Source organism: Pseudomonas taetrolens, from assembly GCF_900475285.1.
Lineage (GTDB): Bacteria > Pseudomonadota > Gammaproteobacteria > Pseudomonadales > Pseudomonadaceae > Aquipseudomonas > Aquipseudomonas taetrolens.
On sequence record NZ_LS483370.1, the window covers coordinates 934,241 to 951,426 of the forward strand.

The 17,186-nt window shown below is 57.4% G+C and carries 16 protein-coding genes; 13 read left to right on the forward strand and 3 right to left on the reverse strand.

Annotated features, from left to right (window positions below; genetic code table 11):
* Positions 1–25: 25 nt before the first annotated feature.
* The 11 genes from ndk to DQN55_RS04620 all read left to right on the forward strand — a co-directional run bounded on the left by ndk (position 26) and on the right by DQN55_RS04620 (position 11,285).
* Positions 26–451, forward strand: coding sequence for a nucleoside-diphosphate kinase (gene ndk, locus DQN55_RS04570; protein WP_048378094.1), 426 nt, complete (start codon positions 26–28; stop codon positions 449–451).
* A gap of 28 nt (positions 452–479) precedes the next feature.
* Positions 480–1,628: a dual-specificity RNA methyltransferase RlmN gene (gene rlmN, locus DQN55_RS04575; RefSeq protein ID WP_048378093.1), complete on the forward strand. Its 1,149-nt coding sequence runs from the start codon at positions 480–482 to the stop codon at positions 1,626–1,628.
* Between the two features lie 12 nt (positions 1,629–1,640).
* The gene (gene pilW, locus DQN55_RS04580) at positions 1,641–2,399 is read left to right on the forward strand and encodes a type IV pilus biogenesis/stability protein PilW (RefSeq protein WP_048378092.1); all 759 of its coding nucleotides are present in this window, start codon (positions 1,641–1,643) and stop codon (positions 2,397–2,399) included.
* Positions 2,399–3,373: a RodZ domain-containing protein gene (locus tag DQN55_RS04585; RefSeq protein WP_048378091.1), complete on the forward strand. Its 975-nt coding sequence runs from the start codon at positions 2,399–2,401 to the stop codon at positions 3,371–3,373. The genes pilW and DQN55_RS04585 overlap by 1 nt, the downstream gene beginning before the upstream one ends.
* Positions 3,374–3,376: 3 nt before the next feature.
* Positions 3,377–4,486 (forward strand): flavodoxin-dependent (E)-4-hydroxy-3-methylbut-2-enyl-diphosphate synthase, encoded by a 1,110-nt coding sequence (gene ispG / locus DQN55_RS04590; RefSeq protein WP_048378090.1) that lies wholly within the window; start codon positions 3,377–3,379, stop codon positions 4,484–4,486.
* Between the two features lie 22 nt (positions 4,487–4,508).
* On the forward strand, positions 4,509–5,798 hold the full coding sequence (gene hisS, locus DQN55_RS04595; RefSeq protein ID WP_048378089.1) for a histidine--tRNA ligase: 1,290 nt from the start codon (positions 4,509–4,511) through the stop codon (positions 5,796–5,798).
* A 41-nt stretch (positions 5,799–5,839) separates the two neighbouring features.
* A complete protein-coding gene (locus DQN55_RS04600; RefSeq protein WP_048378088.1) occupies positions 5,840–6,481 on the forward strand; it encodes a tetratricopeptide repeat protein in 642 nt (213 codons plus the stop codon).
* Complete coding sequence (gene bamB, locus DQN55_RS04605; protein WP_048378087.1) at positions 6,474–7,625, forward strand: outer membrane protein assembly factor BamB; 1,152 nt, start codon at positions 6,474–6,476, stop codon at positions 7,623–7,625. The genes DQN55_RS04600 and bamB overlap by 8 nt, the downstream gene beginning before the upstream one ends.
* 139 nt (positions 7,626–7,764) lie before the next feature.
* A complete protein-coding gene (der, locus tag DQN55_RS04610; RefSeq protein WP_048378086.1) occupies positions 7,765–9,234 on the forward strand; it encodes a ribosome biogenesis GTPase Der in 1,470 nt (489 codons plus the stop codon).
* 123 nt (positions 9,235–9,357) lie between these two features.
* On the forward strand, positions 9,358–10,506 hold the full coding sequence (locus DQN55_RS04615) for a pyridoxal phosphate-dependent aminotransferase (RefSeq protein ID WP_048378085.1): 1,149 nt from the start codon (positions 9,358–9,360) through the stop codon (positions 10,504–10,506).
* Positions 10,494–11,285 (forward strand): amidohydrolase, encoded by a 792-nt coding sequence (locus DQN55_RS04620; RefSeq protein ID WP_048378084.1) that lies wholly within the window; start codon positions 10,494–10,496, stop codon positions 11,283–11,285. Before DQN55_RS04615 ends, DQN55_RS04620 begins: the two co-directional genes overlap by 13 nt.
* Positions 11,286–11,386: 101 nt before the next feature.
* On the opposite strand, the gene leuA is transcribed toward DQN55_RS04620, so the two are convergent.
* The 3 genes from leuA to xseA all read right to left on the reverse strand — a co-directional run bounded on the left by leuA (position 11,387) and on the right by xseA (position 15,636).
* Complete coding sequence (gene leuA / locus DQN55_RS04625; protein WP_048378083.1) at positions 11,387–13,066, reverse strand: 2-isopropylmalate synthase; 1,680 nt, start codon at positions 13,064–13,066, stop codon at positions 11,387–11,389.
* Between the two features lie 342 nt (positions 13,067–13,408).
* Complete coding sequence (locus DQN55_RS04630) at positions 13,409–14,236, reverse strand: M23 family metallopeptidase (RefSeq protein WP_048378082.1); 828 nt, start codon at positions 14,234–14,236, stop codon at positions 13,409–13,411.
* Positions 14,237–14,256: 20 nt separating this feature from the next.
* Positions 14,257–15,636: an exodeoxyribonuclease VII large subunit gene (xseA, locus tag DQN55_RS04635; protein ID WP_048378452.1), complete on the reverse strand. Its 1,380-nt coding sequence runs from the start codon at positions 15,634–15,636 to the stop codon at positions 14,257–14,259.
* Between the two features lie 78 nt (positions 15,637–15,714).
* On the opposite strand from xseA, the gene DQN55_RS04640 reads away from it, so the two are divergent.
* Together DQN55_RS04640 and DQN55_RS04645 are read left to right on the forward strand one after the other, a co-directional pair.
* Positions 15,715–16,482 carry a sulfite exporter TauE/SafE family protein gene (locus DQN55_RS04640; protein WP_048378081.1) on the forward strand — a complete coding sequence of 256 codons (768 nt, stop codon included), beginning with the start codon at positions 15,715–15,717 and terminating at the stop codon, positions 16,480–16,482.
* Between the two features lie 114 nt (positions 16,483–16,596).
* Positions 16,597–17,145, forward strand: a complete 549-nt coding sequence (locus tag DQN55_RS04645) for a hypothetical protein (protein WP_048378080.1) — start codon at positions 16,597–16,599, stop codon at positions 17,143–17,145.
* The last annotated feature ends 41 nt before the right edge of the window (positions 17,146–17,186 follow it).

The following is a 17,186-nucleotide window of genomic DNA, read 5'->3' on the forward strand; positions in this document are numbered from 1 at the left end:
AAATCACTGTTTCTGGAGTTACACCATGGCTGTTCAACGTACTTTCTCCATCATCAAGCCTGACGCCGTTGCTAAAAACGTTATCGGTAAGATCGTTTCCCGTTTCGAAGACGCCGGCCTGCGCGTTGTTGCTTCGAAAATGAAGCAACTGTCCAAAGCTGAAGCTGAAGGTTTCTACGCTGAGCACAGCGAACGTGGTTTCTTCGCTGACCTGGTTGCGTTCATGACTTCGGGCCCAGTTGTTGTTCAGGTTCTGGAAGGCGAAAACGCCATCGTTCGCAACCGCGAGCTGATGGGCGCTACCAACCCTAAAGAAGCTGCTGCCGGCACTATCCGTGCTGACTTCGCTGAATCCATCGATGCCAACGCTGTTCACGGTTCCGATTCGGAAGCAGCTGCTGCGCGCGAAATCGCTTACTTTTTCGCAGCTACTGAAGTAACCACTCGATAAGCATTGGCTTGTGAGTGAGGGTGAAGACATGATTGCAACGACTGGCAAAACTAACCTGTTGGGTCTGACTCAGCCGGAAATGGAGAAATTCTTCGACTCAATCGGGGAGAAGCGTTTCCGTGCCGGTCAGGTCATGAAGTGGATTCACCACTTTGGCGTCGATGATTTCGACGCCATGACTAACGTCAGCAAGGCCTTGCGCGACAAGCTCAAGGCCATTGCTGAGGTTCGTGGTCCGGAAGTCGTCAGCGAGGACATTTCCACCGACGGCACCCGTAAATGGGTGGTGCGCGTGGCGTCCGGCAGCTGCGTCGAGACCGTATACATTCCCCAGGGCAAACGTGGCACATTGTGCGTTTCGTCCCAGGCTGGCTGTGCCCTGGACTGCAGTTTCTGCTCCACCGGCAAGCAAGGTTTCAATAGCAACCTCACCGCCGCCGAAGTCATCGGGCAGGTGTGGATTGCCAACAAATCCTTTGGCAGTGTCCCGGCAACCGTCGACCGTGCCATCACCAACGTGGTGATGATGGGCATGGGTGAGCCGCTGCTGAACTTCGACAACGTAATCGCCGCCATGCATCTGATGATGGATGATCTGGGCTACGGCATTTCCAAGCGTCGTGTGACCTTGTCCACCTCGGGCGTGGTACCGATGATCGATGAGCTGGCCAAGCACATCGATGTCTCGCTGGCGTTGTCGCTGCATGCACCCAATGACGAGCTGCGCAGTCAACTGGTGCCGATCAACAAGAAGTATCCACTCAAGATGCTGCTTGAGTCCTGCCGTCGCTACATGGCGACTCTGGGCGAAAAGCGCGTACTGACAGTTGAGTACACCATGCTCAAGGACGTGAACGACCATGTCGATCACGCTCGAGAGATGATCGAGCTGCTCAAGGATACGCCGTGCAAGATCAACCTGATTCCGTTTAACCCTTTCCCGCACTCGGGCTATGAGCGTCCAAGCAATAACGCCATTCGCCGTTTCCAGGAGTTGCTGCAGCAAGCGGGTTACAACGTGACAGTACGCACCACCCGCGGCGAAGATATCGACGCGGCCTGCGGGCAACTGGTCGGTCAGGTCAATGACCGGACCCGTCGCAGCGAGCGTCACATTGCCGCGCGTGAGATCAACGTCGAGGCAGAACTGGCGCAAAACGCTGCGTCTGCGTCTTAAGAGAGGACGCCCATGAGTTTGCGCGCTGCGCGTTCTGTCGTGCTGGCCAGTCTTCTGACTGGCTGTGTGTCATCGGGTGATTCAAACCCGATGTCTACCGACAAGGGACGTGATGAGGCACGCAAGGCTTATGTTCAATTGGGGCTCGGCTATCTTCAGCAGGGGATGACCGAGCAGGCCAAGATGCCCTTGAGCAAAGCTCTGGAAATCGACAAGACGGACCCGGATACCCATGCCGCACTGGCATTGGTGTTTCAATCCGAAATGGAACACGAGCTGGCCGAAGAGGCCTTCCTCAAGGCGTTGCGCGGTCGACCTGCCGATGCACGCATTCTCAATAACTACGGCAGTTTCCTGTTCCAGCGGCAACGCTATCAGGAGGCTTCTGCACAGTTCCAGAAAGCTGCGGCAGATAACCTTTACCCTGAGCGCTCTCGTGTCTACGAGAACCTGGGAATTACTTCGCTCAGATTGGGCCAGCGTGAAGCGGGTCGCCAGCAGCTCGAAAAAGCACTGCGCCTGAATCGTTTGCAGCCAAGAGCATTGCTCGAAATGGCTGAGTTGTCTTACGAAGACAGGCATTATGTAACTGCACGTGACTTTTACGATCGTTTTAGCCTGCTTAGCGGGCAAAATGCACGTAGTCTATTGCTGGGTGCGCGACTGGAACATATTTTCAACGACCGCACCTCCACTGCCAATTATGGCCAGCAACTAAAAAGACTCTATCCCGGCACGCCGGAATATCAGCAATACCTGTCGGAGCAATGATGAAAGCGGCGCAACCCGAAGTTCTAGCAGCGACTCGTGTCAATCCCGGTGAGACCTTGCGTCAGGCCAGGGAGAACAATGGATGGACGTTGGCTGAAGTCGCCTTGAAACTCAACCTCACGGTCAGCTCATTGAGCCATCTTGAGACGGGGGCGTTCGACAAACTGCCAGGGCATACCTTTGCCCGTGGTTACATTCGTGCCTATGCCAAATTGCTTGGCATGGATCAGGCCAGTCTGGTCCATGAGTTTGACCTGTACACCGGCACTGATGCCAACGGCAGCAATGTGCACAGCCTGGGTCGAATAGAAGAGCCGGTTCGCGTATCCCATACCATTTTGCGTATTGTCAGCCTGTTGCTCCTGATAGCCGTCACTGTCGGCGGTTTTATCTGGTGGCAGGATCAAACCTCCATGCGTGCCAAGGATCTGGTCAGCCTGACACCGGAGCATGTTGAGGTTGAAGGGGCCGACGGCACGACCCAGATCCATCCGCTCGACGAACCTGAAGATCAAGCCGTGGTCGAATCGGCTACCGGTGAAGCGCCCGTAGCGGTTGAGCCTGCGCCTGAAACTGCCGGTACTGCGCTGGCCCTGCCGGTTGCCCCGGGCGCAGTGCCTGCTCCTGCCGTACCTGCTGCTCCGGTTCCGGCGGCGATTCCTGCCACCGTTGCTCCAGTCGCTCCGGCTGCAGCTGCTGTTCCTGCGACCACCGTTACAACGCCAGTCGCAGGTATGGGTAAAGTAGCGTTGCAATACACCGCTGATTGCTGGACTCAGGTCACTGATGGCACGGGTAAAGTGCTGTTTGGTGGCCTGAAGCGCAAGGGCGAGAATCTTGAAGTGAGCGGCAAGCCTCCACTGAGCCTGCGCCTGGGCTTTGCCCGTGGCGCGCAGGTAACCTACAACGGTCAACCTGTGGATGTGGCTCCTTTCACCAGTGGCGAGACTGCTCGCCTGAAGTTAGGTCAATAAGTCATGCACGGCGAATCACCAATCAAACGTCGCGAATCGCGCAAAATATGGGTCGGCTCGGTACCGGTAGGGGGCGATGCGCCTATTGCAGTACAGAGCATGACGAACAGCGACACCAATGATGTCGCCGCGACCGTTGCGCAAATCAATCGTCTAGAGGCCGCAGGCGTCGATATCGTGCGGGTTTCCGTACCGGACATGGACGCTGCAGAAGCCTTTGGTCGTATCAAGCAGCTGGTCAAGGTTCCGCTGGTTGCCGATATCCACTTCGACTACCGCATTGCTTTGCGTGTGGCTGAACTGGGCGTTGACTGCCTGCGAATCAACCCGGGCAACATCGGTCGCGAAGACCGTGTACGAGCGGTGGTTGATGCTGCGCGTGATCGTGGGATCCCGATCCGCATCGGGGTCAACGCCGGCTCGCTTGAAAAAGACCTGCAAAAAAAATATGGCGAGCCCACACCTGCTGCCCTGGTCGAGTCTGCACTGCGTCACGTTGAGCACCTCGAACGCCTGAATTTCAAGGACTTCAAGGTCAGCGTCAAAGCTTCTGACGTGTTCATGGCTGTCGAGGCCTATCGTTTGCTGGCGAAGGAAATCGTCCAGCCACTGCATTTGGGTATTACTGAAGCAGGCGGTTTGCGCTCGGGCACAGTGAAATCTGCCGTGGGCCTAGGTATGCTGCTTGCCGAAGGAATTGGCGATACTATTCGCATCTCGTTGGCAGCAGACCCGGTAGAGGAAGTAAAAGTCGGCTACGACATCCTCAAGTCCCTGCACCTGCGTTCGCGAGGCATCAACTTTATCGCGTGCCCAAGCTGCTCCCGACAGAACTTCGACGTGGTCAAAACCATGAACGAGCTCGAAGTGCGGCTTGAAGACTTGCTGGTGCCGTTGGATGTGGCGGTGATCGGTTGTGTGGTCAACGGTCCTGGCGAAGCCAAAGAGGCGCATGTGGGGCTCACTGGTGGCACCCCCAACCTGATTTACATAGACGGCAAGCCGTCGCAGAAACTGACGAATGACAACCTGGTGGATGAGCTGGAAAGGCTGATCCGGCAGAAGGCGGCCGAAAAGGTCGAAGCTGACGCAGCAGTTATCGCGCGCGGCTAATCAAACGAATAAAGGATTTTTTGTGAGCAAGTCTTTGCAAGCCATTCGTGGCATGAACGATATCCTGCCCGAGCAGACGCCCCTGTGGCGTTTTTTCGAGAGCAAGGTTTCGCGTTTGCTGGATAACTACGGTTACAAGCAAATCCGCATGCCTATCGTCGAGTTCACCGAGCTGTTCAAGCGCTCGATCGGTGAAGTCACTGATATCGTCGAAAAAGAGATGTACACCTTTGAGGACCGCAACGGCGATTCGCTGACCCTGCGTCCTGAAGGCACTGCTGCGTGCGTGCGTGCGGTGCTTGAACACGGCATTACCGGCGGCGGACAGGTGCAAAAACTGTGGTACATCGGTCCGATGTTTCGCCACGAACGCCCTCAGAAAGGCCGCTACCGCCAGTTCCATCAAATCGGTGTCGAAGTGTTCAACCTTGATGGTCCGGACATCGATGCCGAACTGATCGTATTGACCTGGCGTCTGTGGGGCGAGCTGGGTATCCGCGATGCGGTCAAGCTTGAAATCAACAGCCTTGGCACCAGCGAAGCCCGTGCGCGTTATCGTGCCGCGCTGGTCGAATATCTGTCCTCGCGTCTGAGCGAGCTTGACGAAGACAGCCAGCGTCGCTTGAAATCCAACCCGCTGCGGGTACTCGATACCAAAAATGCCGATACCCAGGCTGTTTTGGTCGATGCGCCTAAGCTGGTGGATTATCTCGATGAAGACTCCCGTGTGCATTTTGAGGGGCTCAAGGCTCGTCTTGATGCTGCCGGCATTCCCTATGTCATCAACCCCAAGCTGGTTCGAGGACTCGACTACTACAGCAAGACCGTATTTGAATGGGTGACCGACAAGTTGGGCGCTCAGGGTACGGTGTGTGCAGGCGGTCGATATGATGGCCTGGTTGAGCAAATGGGTGGCAAGCCTACGGCGGGTGTCGGTTTTGCAATGGGCATCGAGCGTTTGATCCTGCTGCTTGAAACCCTTGAGCAAATCCCGGAAGAAATCGCACGTCAGGTTGATGTCTACCTCTGCGCTTTCGGTGAAGCCGCTGAACTGGCTGCTCTGGCGCTGAGCGAACGTGTTCGCGATCAGTTGCCGAACTTGCGTTTGCAGATCAATGCTGGTGCTGGCAGCTTCAAGAGCCAGTTCAAAAAGGCCGACAAGAGCGGTGCACTGTATGCACTGATCCTGGGTGACGACGAATTGGCCCAGCAAGTGGTGGGTGTCAAGCCGTTGCGTGGCCAGGGTGAACAACAAACTATTGCCTGGGATGCTCTTTCCGAGCACTTGGCCACCTGCGTCGTGCAGGATTGAAGCTGTAAAAACAGCCGATTTATCGAATAAGGAGTGTTGGGGTGTCGAGTAACGATGATGATCAGTTGGGCGAGTTGAAAGACTGGTGGCAGCGCAACGGCAAACCCCTGGTTACTGGTGGCTTGTTGGCGCTGGTCGTGGTGTTCGGCTGGAAGGCTTGGCACACGTATCAGAGCAACCAGTCGCAAGGTGCTTCGGTTCTCTACCAGCAATTGCTTGAAGCCACACTGACACCCGACGGCCAGCCAGATACGGCCCGCGTGGTCGATCTGGCCGGCAAGTTGAAAAGCGAATACGGCGGTTCGGCCTATGCGCAGTTTGGCGGTCTGTTTGTTGCCAAGGTGGCAGTGGACAGCGGCAAGCTGGATGATGCGGCCAGCGAGCTGAAAGTCATTGTCGACAAACCTGCCAGCGTTACCCTGGGTGAAGTGGCGCGTCAGCGCCTGGCTCAGGTTCTGGCTGCACAAGGCAAGGTTGAGGATGCCCTGAAGCTGCTTGAGGGTGACTCGGACAAGGCGTTCCTGGCCAGCCGCGAGGAGCTGAAAGGCGACTTGCTGGTTCAGCTGGGTCGTACTGATGATGCACGTACTGCCTACGAACAAGCCAAGGCTGCGCTGTCGGATGAAGCAGCGGTCGGTGGCCTGCAAATCAAGCTCGACGACCTGGCCAAAGGGGATGCGTGAAGTGATGCGTTGGAAACATGCAGCATTGCTGGCTCTGGTCATTTTGGCCGCGGGTTGCAGCAGCAACAGCAAAAAAGAATTGCCGCCTGCCGAGCTGACCGACTTCAAAGAAGAAGTGGTCTTGCAAAAGCAATGGGACCGTTCCATTGGTGACGGTCAGGGCAAAACCTACAACATGCTGGTTCCGGCTGTTGAAGGTAATACCATCTACGCGGCTGACGTGACCGGCGTAGTGATGTCCCTCGACCGCATGAACGGCGACGTTCAGTGGAAGACGGACCTCGAGCTGCCTGTTTCTGGCGCCGTTGGCGTGGGCTACGGCATGGTCATGCTCGGCACCCTGCGAGGTGACGTGATTGCCCTTGACGCCAGCACTGGTGAAGAGCAATGGCGCTCGCGAGTGAACAGCGAAGTGCTGGCGCCACCTGCAACCAACGGCGATATCGTTGTGGTTCAGACCCAGGACGACCGTCTGATTGGCCTGGATGCCTCGACGGGCAATCAGCGCTGGAGCTACGACAGCACGCCGGGCGTTCTGACCTTGCGAGGTACCGGTGCACCGCTGGTGACCAATCGCCTGGCAATCGCGGGTCTGTCGACCGGTAAAGTGGTTGCCCTCGATACCCGTAACGGCGTACCGGTGTGGGAGCAACGTGTTGCAATCCCTCAAGGCCGTTCGGAGCTTGAGCGTATTGTCGATATCGACGGTGGTTTGCTGATGTCGGGTGGCACGTTGTACGTGGCCAGTTATCAGGGCCGCATGGCTGCACTTGAGATGGAAAGCGGTCGCGTGCTCTGGCAGCGTGATGCTTCCAGCTACGCAGGTGTCGCTCAAGGTTTTGGCAGCGTCTACGTCAGCCTGGCGTCCGGCACTGTTGAAGGCATTGATGAACGTTCGACCACAGCACTGTGGAGCAACGATGCTCTGGCCCGCCGTCAATTGTCGGCTCCGGAAGTCTTCTCCAGCTATGTGGCAGTCGGTGACATGGAAGGCTATCTGCACCTGCTAAGTCAGGTCGATGGTCGCTTCGTGGCCCGTACCCGCATTGACAGTGATGGTCTTCGGGCGCGTCCGCTGGTGGTCGGTGACATGATTTACGTGTTTGGTAACAGCGGCAAACTGGAAGCCCTGACCATTCGCTAAGGCGTCTATGCTTGAGGCCCCCAGGGCCTCGGGCAGCCTTGCTCATGCAAGGTTTGCGGCACATTTGTGCTGTTCCGAACTCTGGCCGCTGCCTTGCAGCGGCTTTTGTATTTTCTGAAATAACGAAGTGGAGAGCCGCATGGTTCCCGTAATCGCCCTGGTGGGCCGACCAAACGTCGGCAAGTCCACCTTGTTCAACCGCCTGACCAGGACTCGTGACGCCATTGTCGGCGACTTGTCCGGTCTGACCCGTGATCGCCAATACGGTGAGGCCAAGTGGCAAGGGCGTTCCTACATTCTGGTCGACACCGGCGGTATCTCCGGTGACGAGCATGGTATGGACGAAAAGATGGCTGAGCAGTCGCTGCTGGCCATCGAAGAAGCTGACGTCGTTCTGTTCCTGGTAGATGCAAAAGCGGGTTTCACTGCCGCTGACCAGATGATCGGCGAACACCTTCGCAAACGTAACAAGCGTTCGTACGTTGTGGCCAACAAGGTCGACAACATCGACCCGGACATGGCACGTGCAGAGTTTGCTCCGCTGGGCATGGGTGACGCGATTCCTATCGCTGGTGCTCATGGCCGGGGTATCACCCAGTTGCTGGAAATTGCCCTGGGCGATTTCCCGCGCGACGAAGATGATGCCGAAGAAGGCGAAGCTGAAGTTGTTCTCGAAGGTGAGGAAGCCAAGCGCATTCCTGGCCCGAGTGAAAAAGACGGCATCAAGATTGCCATCATCGGTCGCCCGAACGTGGGCAAATCGACACTGGTCAACCGCATGCTCGGTGAAGACCGTGTCATCGTGTACGACCAGCCAGGTACCACCCGCGACAGTATCTACATCCCGTTCGAGCGTAACGACGAGAAGTACACGCTGATCGACACTGCCGGTGTGCGCAAGCGCGGCAAGATCCACGAAGAAGTTGAAAAGTTCTCCGTGGTCAAAACCCTGCAAGCCATCAAGGACGCCAACGTGGTGATCTTTGTGATGGATGCCCGTGAAGGCGTGGTTGACCACGACCTCAACCTGTTGGGCTTTGCGCTGGAGGCCGGTCGTGCTCTGGTCATCGCGATCAACAAGTGGGACGGCATGGTCCCGAGCGAGCGCGATTATGTGAAAACCGAGTTGCAACGCCGGTTGTTCTTCGTCGACTTCGCCGATATTCACTTTATCTCGGCCCTGCACGGAACTGGCGTAGGCAACTTGTACCAATCGGTGCAGAACTCCTTCAAGTCGGCGGTTACCCGCTGGCCGACCAACCGTCTGACCCAGATTCTTGAAGATGCGGTTGGCGAGCACGCACCGCCGATGGTGAACAACCGTCGGATCAAGCTGCGCTATGCCCACTTGGGTGGCGCCAACCCGCCGATTATCGTGATCCACGGTAACCAGGTTGAGAAGGTTCCGAAGTCTTACGTCCGTTATCTCGAAAACACCTACCGTCGTGTCTTGAAGCTGGTCGGTACGCCGATCCGCATCGAGTTCAAAGGTGGCGAGAACCCGTACGAAGCCAACAAGAATTCGCTCACCGACCGTCAGGTCAACAAGAAGCGCCGCATGATGTCGCACCACAAGAAAGCCGAGAAGAAGCGTAAAGACAAACGCTAAGAGCGCATTGTCTCGTCGCACTGAAAAAGGGCCGGAAACGGCCCTTTTTCGTGTCTGACGTTTGGGCTATCCTCGAAAGATCCTGTGCCGTAGTCAGCGCCGGGAATTCATCAGGAAGTGGCCATGATTACCAGCAAGTTGCCTAACGTAGGCACCACCATTTTCACGCGCATGTCGCAGCTTGCGACTGAAACTGGCGCACTCAACTTGTCTCAAGGGTTTCCTGACTTCGATGGTCCCCAAGCGTTGCGTGATGCGGTAGGCCATCACATTGCCAGTGGGCACAACCAGTATTCGCCCATGACCGGATTGCCTGTATTGCGCCAGCAAGTTTCAGCCAAAATCGCCCGCAGTTATGGGGTGCAGGTCAATGCCGACACCGAGGTGACCATCACCCCGGGGGCGACCCAGGCGATCTTCTGTGCGATTCAGGCGGTGATTCACGCCGGTGATGAGGTCATTGTGTTTGACCCCTGCTACGACAGCTATGAGCCTTCGGTGGAGCTGGCGGGTGGGCGTTGCGTGCATGTGCAACTGGGTCAGGACGACTTTGCCATTGACTGGCAAAAACTCGAGGACGCGCTGAGTCCGCGCACTCGAATGATCATTCTCAATAGCCCGCACAACCCAAGCGGTGCGTTGATCAGTCGTAACGAGCTGGATCAATTGGCCAGGCTGATCGCTGACCGTGATATCTACCTCATCAGTGATGAGGTGTATGAGCATCTGGTGTACGACGGCGTGTCTCATGTCAGTGTTTTGGCTCATCCTGAGTTGTATCATCGTGCTTTCGTTGTCAGCTCTTTCGGCAAGACTTACCACGTTACGGGCTGGAAAACCGGTTATGTGGTCGCTCCGCCAGCGCTGACAGCCGAGCTGCGCAAGGTTCACCAGTACGTCAGTTTTTGCGGCGTAACGCCGTTGCAGTATGCGCTGGCGGACTTTATGCAGGCTCATCCCGAGCACGTCGAAGAGCTACCGGCCTTTTATCAGGCCAAGCGTGATTTGTTCTGTGATTTGCTGGGCCCGTCGCGGTTTACCTTCAAGCCGGTGGCAGGGACTTATTTCCAGTTGGTTGATTACTCCCTTATTCGTCCGGACCTCAATGATGTCGACATGGCCATGTGGATGACCCGAGAGCATGGTGTGGCGACTATTCCGGTTTCGGTCTTCTACCAGACCCCGCCCGAAGGGCAGCGGCTGGTTCGTCTGTGTTTTGCAAAACGCGAGGAGACGCTGCGTGAAGCGGCAGGAAAACTATGCGTGATTTAAGTGCTTTACCCGATTTGACCGTAGCGCTGGTGCAGACCACGCTGGCCTGGCATGACCGTCAGGCGAATTTTGCGCATTTTGATGAGCTGCTTGAGCAGACAAAGGGTGCAGACCTGGTGGTTTTGCCAGAGATGTTCACCACCGGCTTTAGCATGGAGTCAAAAAACCTGGCCGAACCTGAAAATGGTCCCACCAGCAAGTGGTTGCAGGCTCAGGCCAAAAAGCTCGATGCAGTGGTCACTGGCAGCGTGATTGTGCTGGCAGCCGATGGCAGCCATCGCAACCGGCTGTTGTGGGCTCGTCCTGATGGTGAGGTGTTGCACTACGACAAGCGCCACTTGTTCCGCATGGCGGGTGAGCATGAGCACTTTACCCCGGGCGAACGTCAGGTTCAGTTCGAAGTGAAGGGTTGGCGCATTCGGCCGCTGATTTGCTACGACCTGCGCTTCCCGGTCTGGAGTTGCGACGCGCACGACACAGATTTGCTGCTGTACACGGCTAACTGGCCGGGTGCGCGCCGCTTGCACTGGAACCGGTTGTTGCCTGCGCGGGCCATTGAGAACCTGTGCTACGTCGCTGCAGTCAATCGGGTGGGGACTGATGGCAAAGGCTTGGTCTACACGGGTGACAGCCATATTTTTGACTTTCAGGGCGAGTCGCTGCTCAGTGCCGGTGAGGCGGATGGTGTATTCACCATGAGCCTCAGTGCCGCTGACCTGGGCGCCTATCGTGAGCGTTTCCCGGCGTACCTGGATGCGGACGATTTTGAGCTGCATTGATTATTGAGGTAGCCGTAGCCTCGCTCCTGCGGCGGCTGCACAGTGTCAATAAAAACCCCCCAAGGCTCTCACCTTGGGGGTTTTTGTGTATCGGGCCAGGCTTACGCGGCTTTAGCTTCCGTCTCGCTCAGCGAGCGGTTCAAGGCGCTGAACAAGGCCTTGAAGCTGGCCGTGGTGATGTTTTCATCGATCCCTACACCGTGTACGGCGCGTTCACCGTTCACGCGCAGTTCGATGTAGGCCGCGGCCTTGGCATTAGTGCCTGAGCCGATGGCATGTTCGTTGTAGTCCATGATCTCGGCCTTGACCGGCAGGCCTGCCACCAGAGCCTCCAGGGCGCCGTTGCCTTTGCCGTTCCAGCGCAGGTTGGTCTCGCCGCCACCCTTGGCCGACACTTCCACTTCAACGGCGCTATGACCGTTCTCTTCCTGCAGGCGATGGCTGACCAACGCGTAAGGTGTGTTGGCTTGCAAGTACTCGCTGTGCAGCAAGCTGTGGATTTGCTGTGCGGTCATCTCCAGGCCCAGACGGTCGGTTTCGCGTTGAACCACCTGGCTGAATTCGATCTGCATGCGGCGCGGCAGGCTGATGCCGTACTCCTGCTCCAGCAGGTATGCGATGCCGCCTTTGCCGGACTGGCTGTTAACCCGAATGACCGCTTCATAGCTGCGACCGATATCGGCCGGGTCGATTGGCAAATACGGCACTTCCCACAGGGCGTCGGGTTTTTGCTGAGCGAAGCCTTTGCGGATTGCATCCTGGTGCGAGCCAGAGAATGCAGTGTGAACCAGGTCGCCGACGTATGGGTGACGTGGGTGAACCGGAATCTGGTTGCACTCCTCGACGACCTTGCGCACGCCGTCGATATCGGAGAAGTCCAGTTGCGGGTCCAGGCCCTGGGTGTACATGTTCAGTGCAACGGTGACGAGATCGACGTTACCGGTACGTTCGCCGTTGCCAAACAGGCAGCCCTCGACACGGTCGGCACCGGCCATCAGGCCCAGCTCGGTGGCGGCTACGCCGGTGCCACGGTCGTTGTGGGTGTGCAGGCTGATGAGTACGCTGTCGCGGCGATTGATATTACGGCTGAACCATTCGATCTGGTCGGCATAGATGTTCGGTGTTGCGCACTCAACGGTAGCCGGCAGGTTGAGGATCATTTTGTGCTCGGGTGTCGGGTTCCAGACCTCGATCACGGCGTCACACACTTCCTTGGCGAATTCCAGCTCAGTGGCGCTGAAGGTTTCTGGCGAATATTCGAATGTCCACTGGGTTTCTGGCTGCTGAGCGGCGTATTTGACGAACAGCTTGGCTGCGCTTACGGCAATTTCCTTGATCCCGTCCTTGTCCTGGTTGAATACGATGCGACGGAAAGCCGGGCAAGTGGCGTTGTACAGGTGGACGATGGCTTTTTTGGCGCCACGCAACGATTCAAAGGTCCGTGCGATCAGGTCTTCACGGCCTTGGGTCAACACTTGAATGGTAGTGTCGTCCGGGATGTGACCGTCTTCAATCAAGGTGCGCACGAAGTCGAAGTCGGTTTGCGACGCTGCCGGGAACGATGCCTCGATTTCCTTGACGCCCACGCTCACCAGCGTCTTCCAGAAACGCAGCTTCTTCACCGCGTCCATCGGCTCGATCAGCGACTGGTTGCCGTCGCGCAAATCGGAGCTGCACCAGATCGGCGCGCTCGTGATGGTTTTTGAAGGCCAGGTGCGGTCAGGCAAATCAATGACCGGAAAGGCACGGTATTTGGAAGAAGGGTCTTTGAGCATGGTCATCAGGCAATCCTTATTGTGCGAGCCGGAACTGAGTGGCTAGCCGAAAAATACAAAGCAGGGGAGACGAGGCACCGCGATTAGCTTTGCAGTCGTGCGCTGACGAGGCAAAGGCTGCGATGTTGTCGGAGCAGGATGAGTGTGTGGGGTGTTTTCATGACTTCAACCCTAACCACTGGACTGAAAGATGGCAAGCACCCGGAAAATATTGAGAGGACTGCTCGAATATAAGGAATATTCGAGTTTTAATCGCGCAGACTGAGAATAAAGTTATCAAGTTTTGCGCTACTGCCAAGGATGGCGCGTGCCGGGTGCTGCACGCATTCATCCTTGGAGAGGGTTGCTTTAAGGCTGGAAGGCACCAATGAAAATAGCCGGATCGACCCGTGCATCATTCAGGCTGACATTCCAGTGCATGTGCGGGCCGGTAGCGCGTCCCGTCGAACCGACTTTGCCGACCACTGCACCGCGTGCCAGTTGCTGGCCGACCTGGGTGTCGATTTTCGACAAGTGGCAAAACATGCTGATGAAGCCCTGGCCATGGTCGACAAATACGGTATTGCCGTTGAAGAAATAGTTGCCGATCAGGATCACTTTGCCTGCTGCCGGGGTTTTGACCGGAGTGCCAGCAGGTACCGCGAAGTCCAGGCCAGCATGGGGGTTACGCTCCTCTCCATTGAAGAAGCGGCGCACGCCGAACTTGCTCGAGAGCGGCCCGTTGACCGGTTTGTCGAGCAGCAGGTTGCTCGGGGTATTCGGGCTGAACGTACGGTAGGCCTTGATTTGCACGGCCAGCTCGTTCTCGATGCGCTTCAGGTCTGCGGGATTGGGGTTGACCTGGCGCTTGTTTTTCAAGGCGATGTGCTGTTCGGGGTACTTTTTGTTGACCACCGCGAAGGCCAACTGGCGGCCATCAGCCGTGATGCGCTGCTGGCTGCCCGGCTTTACCGTCAACGGGATACCGACAATCGCCCGCCATGTTTCTTGTTCTTTCACCACCAGCACCGGCTTGCCGTCATAGGTGGCCTTGGGGGCTTGGGCGCCTGTGCCCAGTTCAATCACAGCGACGCCTCCGGGGACCGGCTTGTTCAGCAGGCGGGTGATGTAACTGTCAGCCGCGTTGGCGTTGGCTGTCAGGCAAAGCAATAACAAGGTGCAGAAAAAACGCGGCATCAGCTTATCCAGAAAAGAGGTCAATCCAGCAAAGAGAGGGTGACGGGTGTCAGGTGATTGTCTTCGACCCGGACTTGCAACTCGCCTTCACCCAGTCGGGCGGTCAAGCGTTGGCCCGTGCGGGTTTGCCCGGCGCTGCGAATGGCGTTGCCGCGGTCGTCGAGCAGAATGCTATAGCCCCGGCCCAGCGTGGCCAGCGGGCTGACCACATGCAGGGTTTGCATGTGGCTTTGCAACTGCAGGCGACGGGCTTTCAGGCCTTCACGCATGGCGCGTGGCAGACGCTCGGCGAGGCTGTCCAGGCGTTGGCGCAATAACGCCAGTTGACGCCCCGGGTGCTGGCCGGCAAGGCGGGTTTCAAGGCGGATCAAACGCTCGCGTCGGGTATTGAGGCTGCGTTCAAAGGCACGCCGCATGCGCATGTCCAGGTCATCCAGGCGCTGGGCTTGCTGGCGCAGCCGTTCGCCGGGGTGACGCAGGCGGCGGGCCAGGCCATCGAGACGCAAGCGGTCGCGCATCAGCCGGTCGCGCATGCGCATCACCAAGCGGCGATGCAGGCTCTCGATACGGTGTTGCAGATCACTTGAGTCGGGTGCCAGCAACTCGGCCGCGGCCGAAGGGGTCGGGGCCCGGACATCCGCCACGAAGTCGCTGATGGAAACGTCGGTTTCATGGCCGACGGCGCTCACGATTGGTGTGACGCAGGCATCTACCGCCCGGGCCACGGCTTCTTCGTTAAAGCACCAGAGGTCTTCCAGCGAACCGCCGCCACGGGCCAGGATCAGCGCGTCGAAACCGCGTGCATCAGCCAGTTTCAGAGCACGCACGATTTGCGTTGTGGCCTCTCTGCCTTGGACTGCAGTGGGGATGAGTGTCAATTCCACTTGGGGGGCGCGACGCCGAAATACGCTGATAATGTCGCGAATAACGGCCCCTGTCGGCGAACTGATGATCCCGATGCGCTGCGGATGAGCGGGAAGGGGCACTTTGCGTTCGGCGCTGAACAGCCCTTCGGCACTGAGTTTTTCTTTCAGTGCATCGAAGGCCAGGCGCAAGGCGCCGTCCCCGGCAGGTTCCACGGTATCGAGGATCAGCTGATAATCGCCACGGCCTTCAAACAGCGAGACCTTGCCCCGCACCTTGACCGCGAGGCCATCTTTAAGGGCCTGGCGCACCCGGGCCGCATTGTTGCGGAACAAGGCGCATCGCACCTGGGCGCCGCTGTCCTTGAGGGTGAAATACACGTGGCCGGACGCCGGGCGGGCGAGGTTGGAAATTTCGCCCTCCACCCAGATGTTGCTGAACACGTCTTCGAGCAATACCCGCGCACGGCCGTTGAGCTGGCTGACGGTCAGGACTTCTCGGTCGAGGTTGAGTCTTGCAAAGGGGTCTTTAATCATGCGGGCCATCATAAGGGCGGATTGTTTCGACTGCACCTGTCTGGTTAAAGTCGCGCACTGATGACAGGGACGTAAACCATGGATTTGCTTGATGTGATGAATGTCTTACCGTTTACCGGTAGTGAATGGTTGTTGATTGAGCTGGGCATTGCGCTGGCTTATATCGTATTTGGTGTCGCAGGTTTTGGTACGGCGCTGGTGGCCGGGCCGATTTTGATCCTGTGCCTGCCGTTGTCGAAAATCATCCCCTTGCTGGTGTTGCTGGACTTTGTGGCGGCCTTTGGCAATTGGTTGCCGGCCCGACGCGATGTGGCGCGCCCCGAGCTGCTGCGCTTGTTGCCGTGCATGGCGCTCGGATGTATAGCGGGAGTGATGTTTTTGCTGAACCTCAAGTCCGATCTGTTGTTGCTGTTGATGGGCATTTTTATCAGTGCCTACGCGCTGTATAGCCTGGCACTGAAAGTCCGGCCGACGCAGGTGGCTGCAGGCTGGTCGATCCCGACCGGTGTGGTGGGTGGCCTGTTTGGCGCGATGTTTGGCAGCGGCGGCTTTCTGTACGCCCTCTACCTCAATGCCCGGTTGCCCAAGGAGGCTGCGCGCGCGACGCAAAGCGCCCTGATCAGTTGCAGCACAGTGGTGCGCTTGAGCCTGTTCGTGATTGCGGGGGTGTATGCTGACGGCGCTCTGCTGCTATTGGCCGTTTGTCTGTTACCTGCGATGGCATTGGGCTTGTGGATCGGCCGTAGGGTGACACACAAACTGTCCAGAGAGGCCTTTGTGCGGCTGGTGACATGGCTGGTGCTGGCCAGCGGTGTTGCCTTGATTGCACGTTATTTGAGTGCTTGACCTGAGGGGGTGAGGCTTTATGCTGCGCCCCATGCCTTCAGGTCGCCCCGGCCTGCTAGCCCTCGACAGCGGCTAGGGCATCAATACCCGTTCTCCATTACATGTGCCGTACCCATGAATTCGCAAAGCATCATCGTTCCGAAAATTTCCACCTTGCCGGTTCATGAGCCGCGAGCGCGTGCGATTGTGCGCTGGCTGGTCCGCAAGAACATCATTGAGGAAGAGCTGAGTACCTGCGGGCGTGGCGGTAGCCATATGGCTCACGCGATTGCTCCGGGCGCCGCAAACGTGGTGTTGTACCCCGAGGCGTTGCCATTTGGTGAACCGGTCAATGGCCTGGAGATCATCACAAAACGTTGCATCTATACGCCGGCCAAGGGGTTTCTTGAGGAAGCAGGCTGCGCCGAATGCCGCCAGGAAGTCGGTGAGGCGCTGTTCGACAGCCTGGAAGAATGGATGCCGGGGCGAACCGATAATTTCATTTGCCCGTTGTGCACCCATGAAGATGACATCAACGGTTTTCTGTTTTTGCAGCCCTGTGCATTCTCCAACTTGGGTTTTATCTTTAATAACTGGGCTGAGGCGGGTTTCAAGCAGGCGTTTCTCGATGAATTCGCCGATTGGCTCGATCAGCCGGTGGCGTGGGTCAAGGTTGAGTTGTGAAAAGGCAAAACTGCCTTTCGGGTCAATAAATGCTTAGCCCT

Bases quoted from the DNA above. Each gene is read 5' to 3' on its own strand.
- ndk (WP_048378094.1), top strand. From the start codon at position 26: ATGGCTGTTCAACGTACTTTCTCCATCATCAAGCCTGACGCCGTTGCT.
- rlmN (WP_048378093.1), top strand. From the start codon at position 480: ATGATTGCAACGACTGGCAAAACTAACCTGTTGGGTCTGACTCAGCCG.
- pilW (WP_048378092.1), top strand. From the start codon at position 1,641: ATGAGTTTGCGCGCTGCGCGTTCTGTCGTGCTGGCCAGTCTTCTGACT.
- DQN55_RS04585 (WP_048378091.1), top strand. From the start codon at position 2,399: ATGAAAGCGGCGCAACCCGAAGTTCTAGCAGCGACTCGTGTCAATCCC.
- ispG (WP_048378090.1), top strand. From the start codon at position 3,377: ATGCACGGCGAATCACCAATCAAACGTCGCGAATCGCGCAAAATATGG.
- bamB (WP_048378087.1), top strand. From the start codon at position 6,474: ATGCGTGAAGTGATGCGTTGGAAACATGCAGCATTGCTGGCTCTGGTC.
- der (WP_048378086.1), top strand. From the start codon at position 7,765: ATGGTTCCCGTAATCGCCCTGGTGGGCCGACCAAACGTCGGCAAGTCC.
- DQN55_RS04615 (WP_048378085.1), top strand. From the start codon at position 9,358: ATGATTACCAGCAAGTTGCCTAACGTAGGCACCACCATTTTCACGCGC.
- DQN55_RS04620 (WP_048378084.1), top strand. From the start codon at position 10,494: ATGCGTGATTTAAGTGCTTTACCCGATTTGACCGTAGCGCTGGTGCAG.
- leuA (WP_048378083.1), bottom strand. From the start codon at position 13,066: ATGACCATGCTCAAAGACCCTTCTTCCAAATACCGTGCCTTTCCGGTC.
- DQN55_RS04630 (WP_048378082.1), bottom strand. From the start codon at position 14,236: ATGCCGCGTTTTTTCTGCACCTTGTTATTGCTTTGCCTGACAGCCAAC.
- xseA (WP_048378452.1), bottom strand. From the start codon at position 15,636: ATGATTAAAGACCCCTTTGCAAGACTCAACCTCGACCGAGAAGTCCTG.
- DQN55_RS04640 (WP_048378081.1), top strand. From the start codon at position 15,715: ATGGATTTGCTTGATGTGATGAATGTCTTACCGTTTACCGGTAGTGAA.
- DQN55_RS04645 (WP_048378080.1), top strand. From the start codon at position 16,597: ATGAATTCGCAAAGCATCATCGTTCCGAAAATTTCCACCTTGCCGGTT.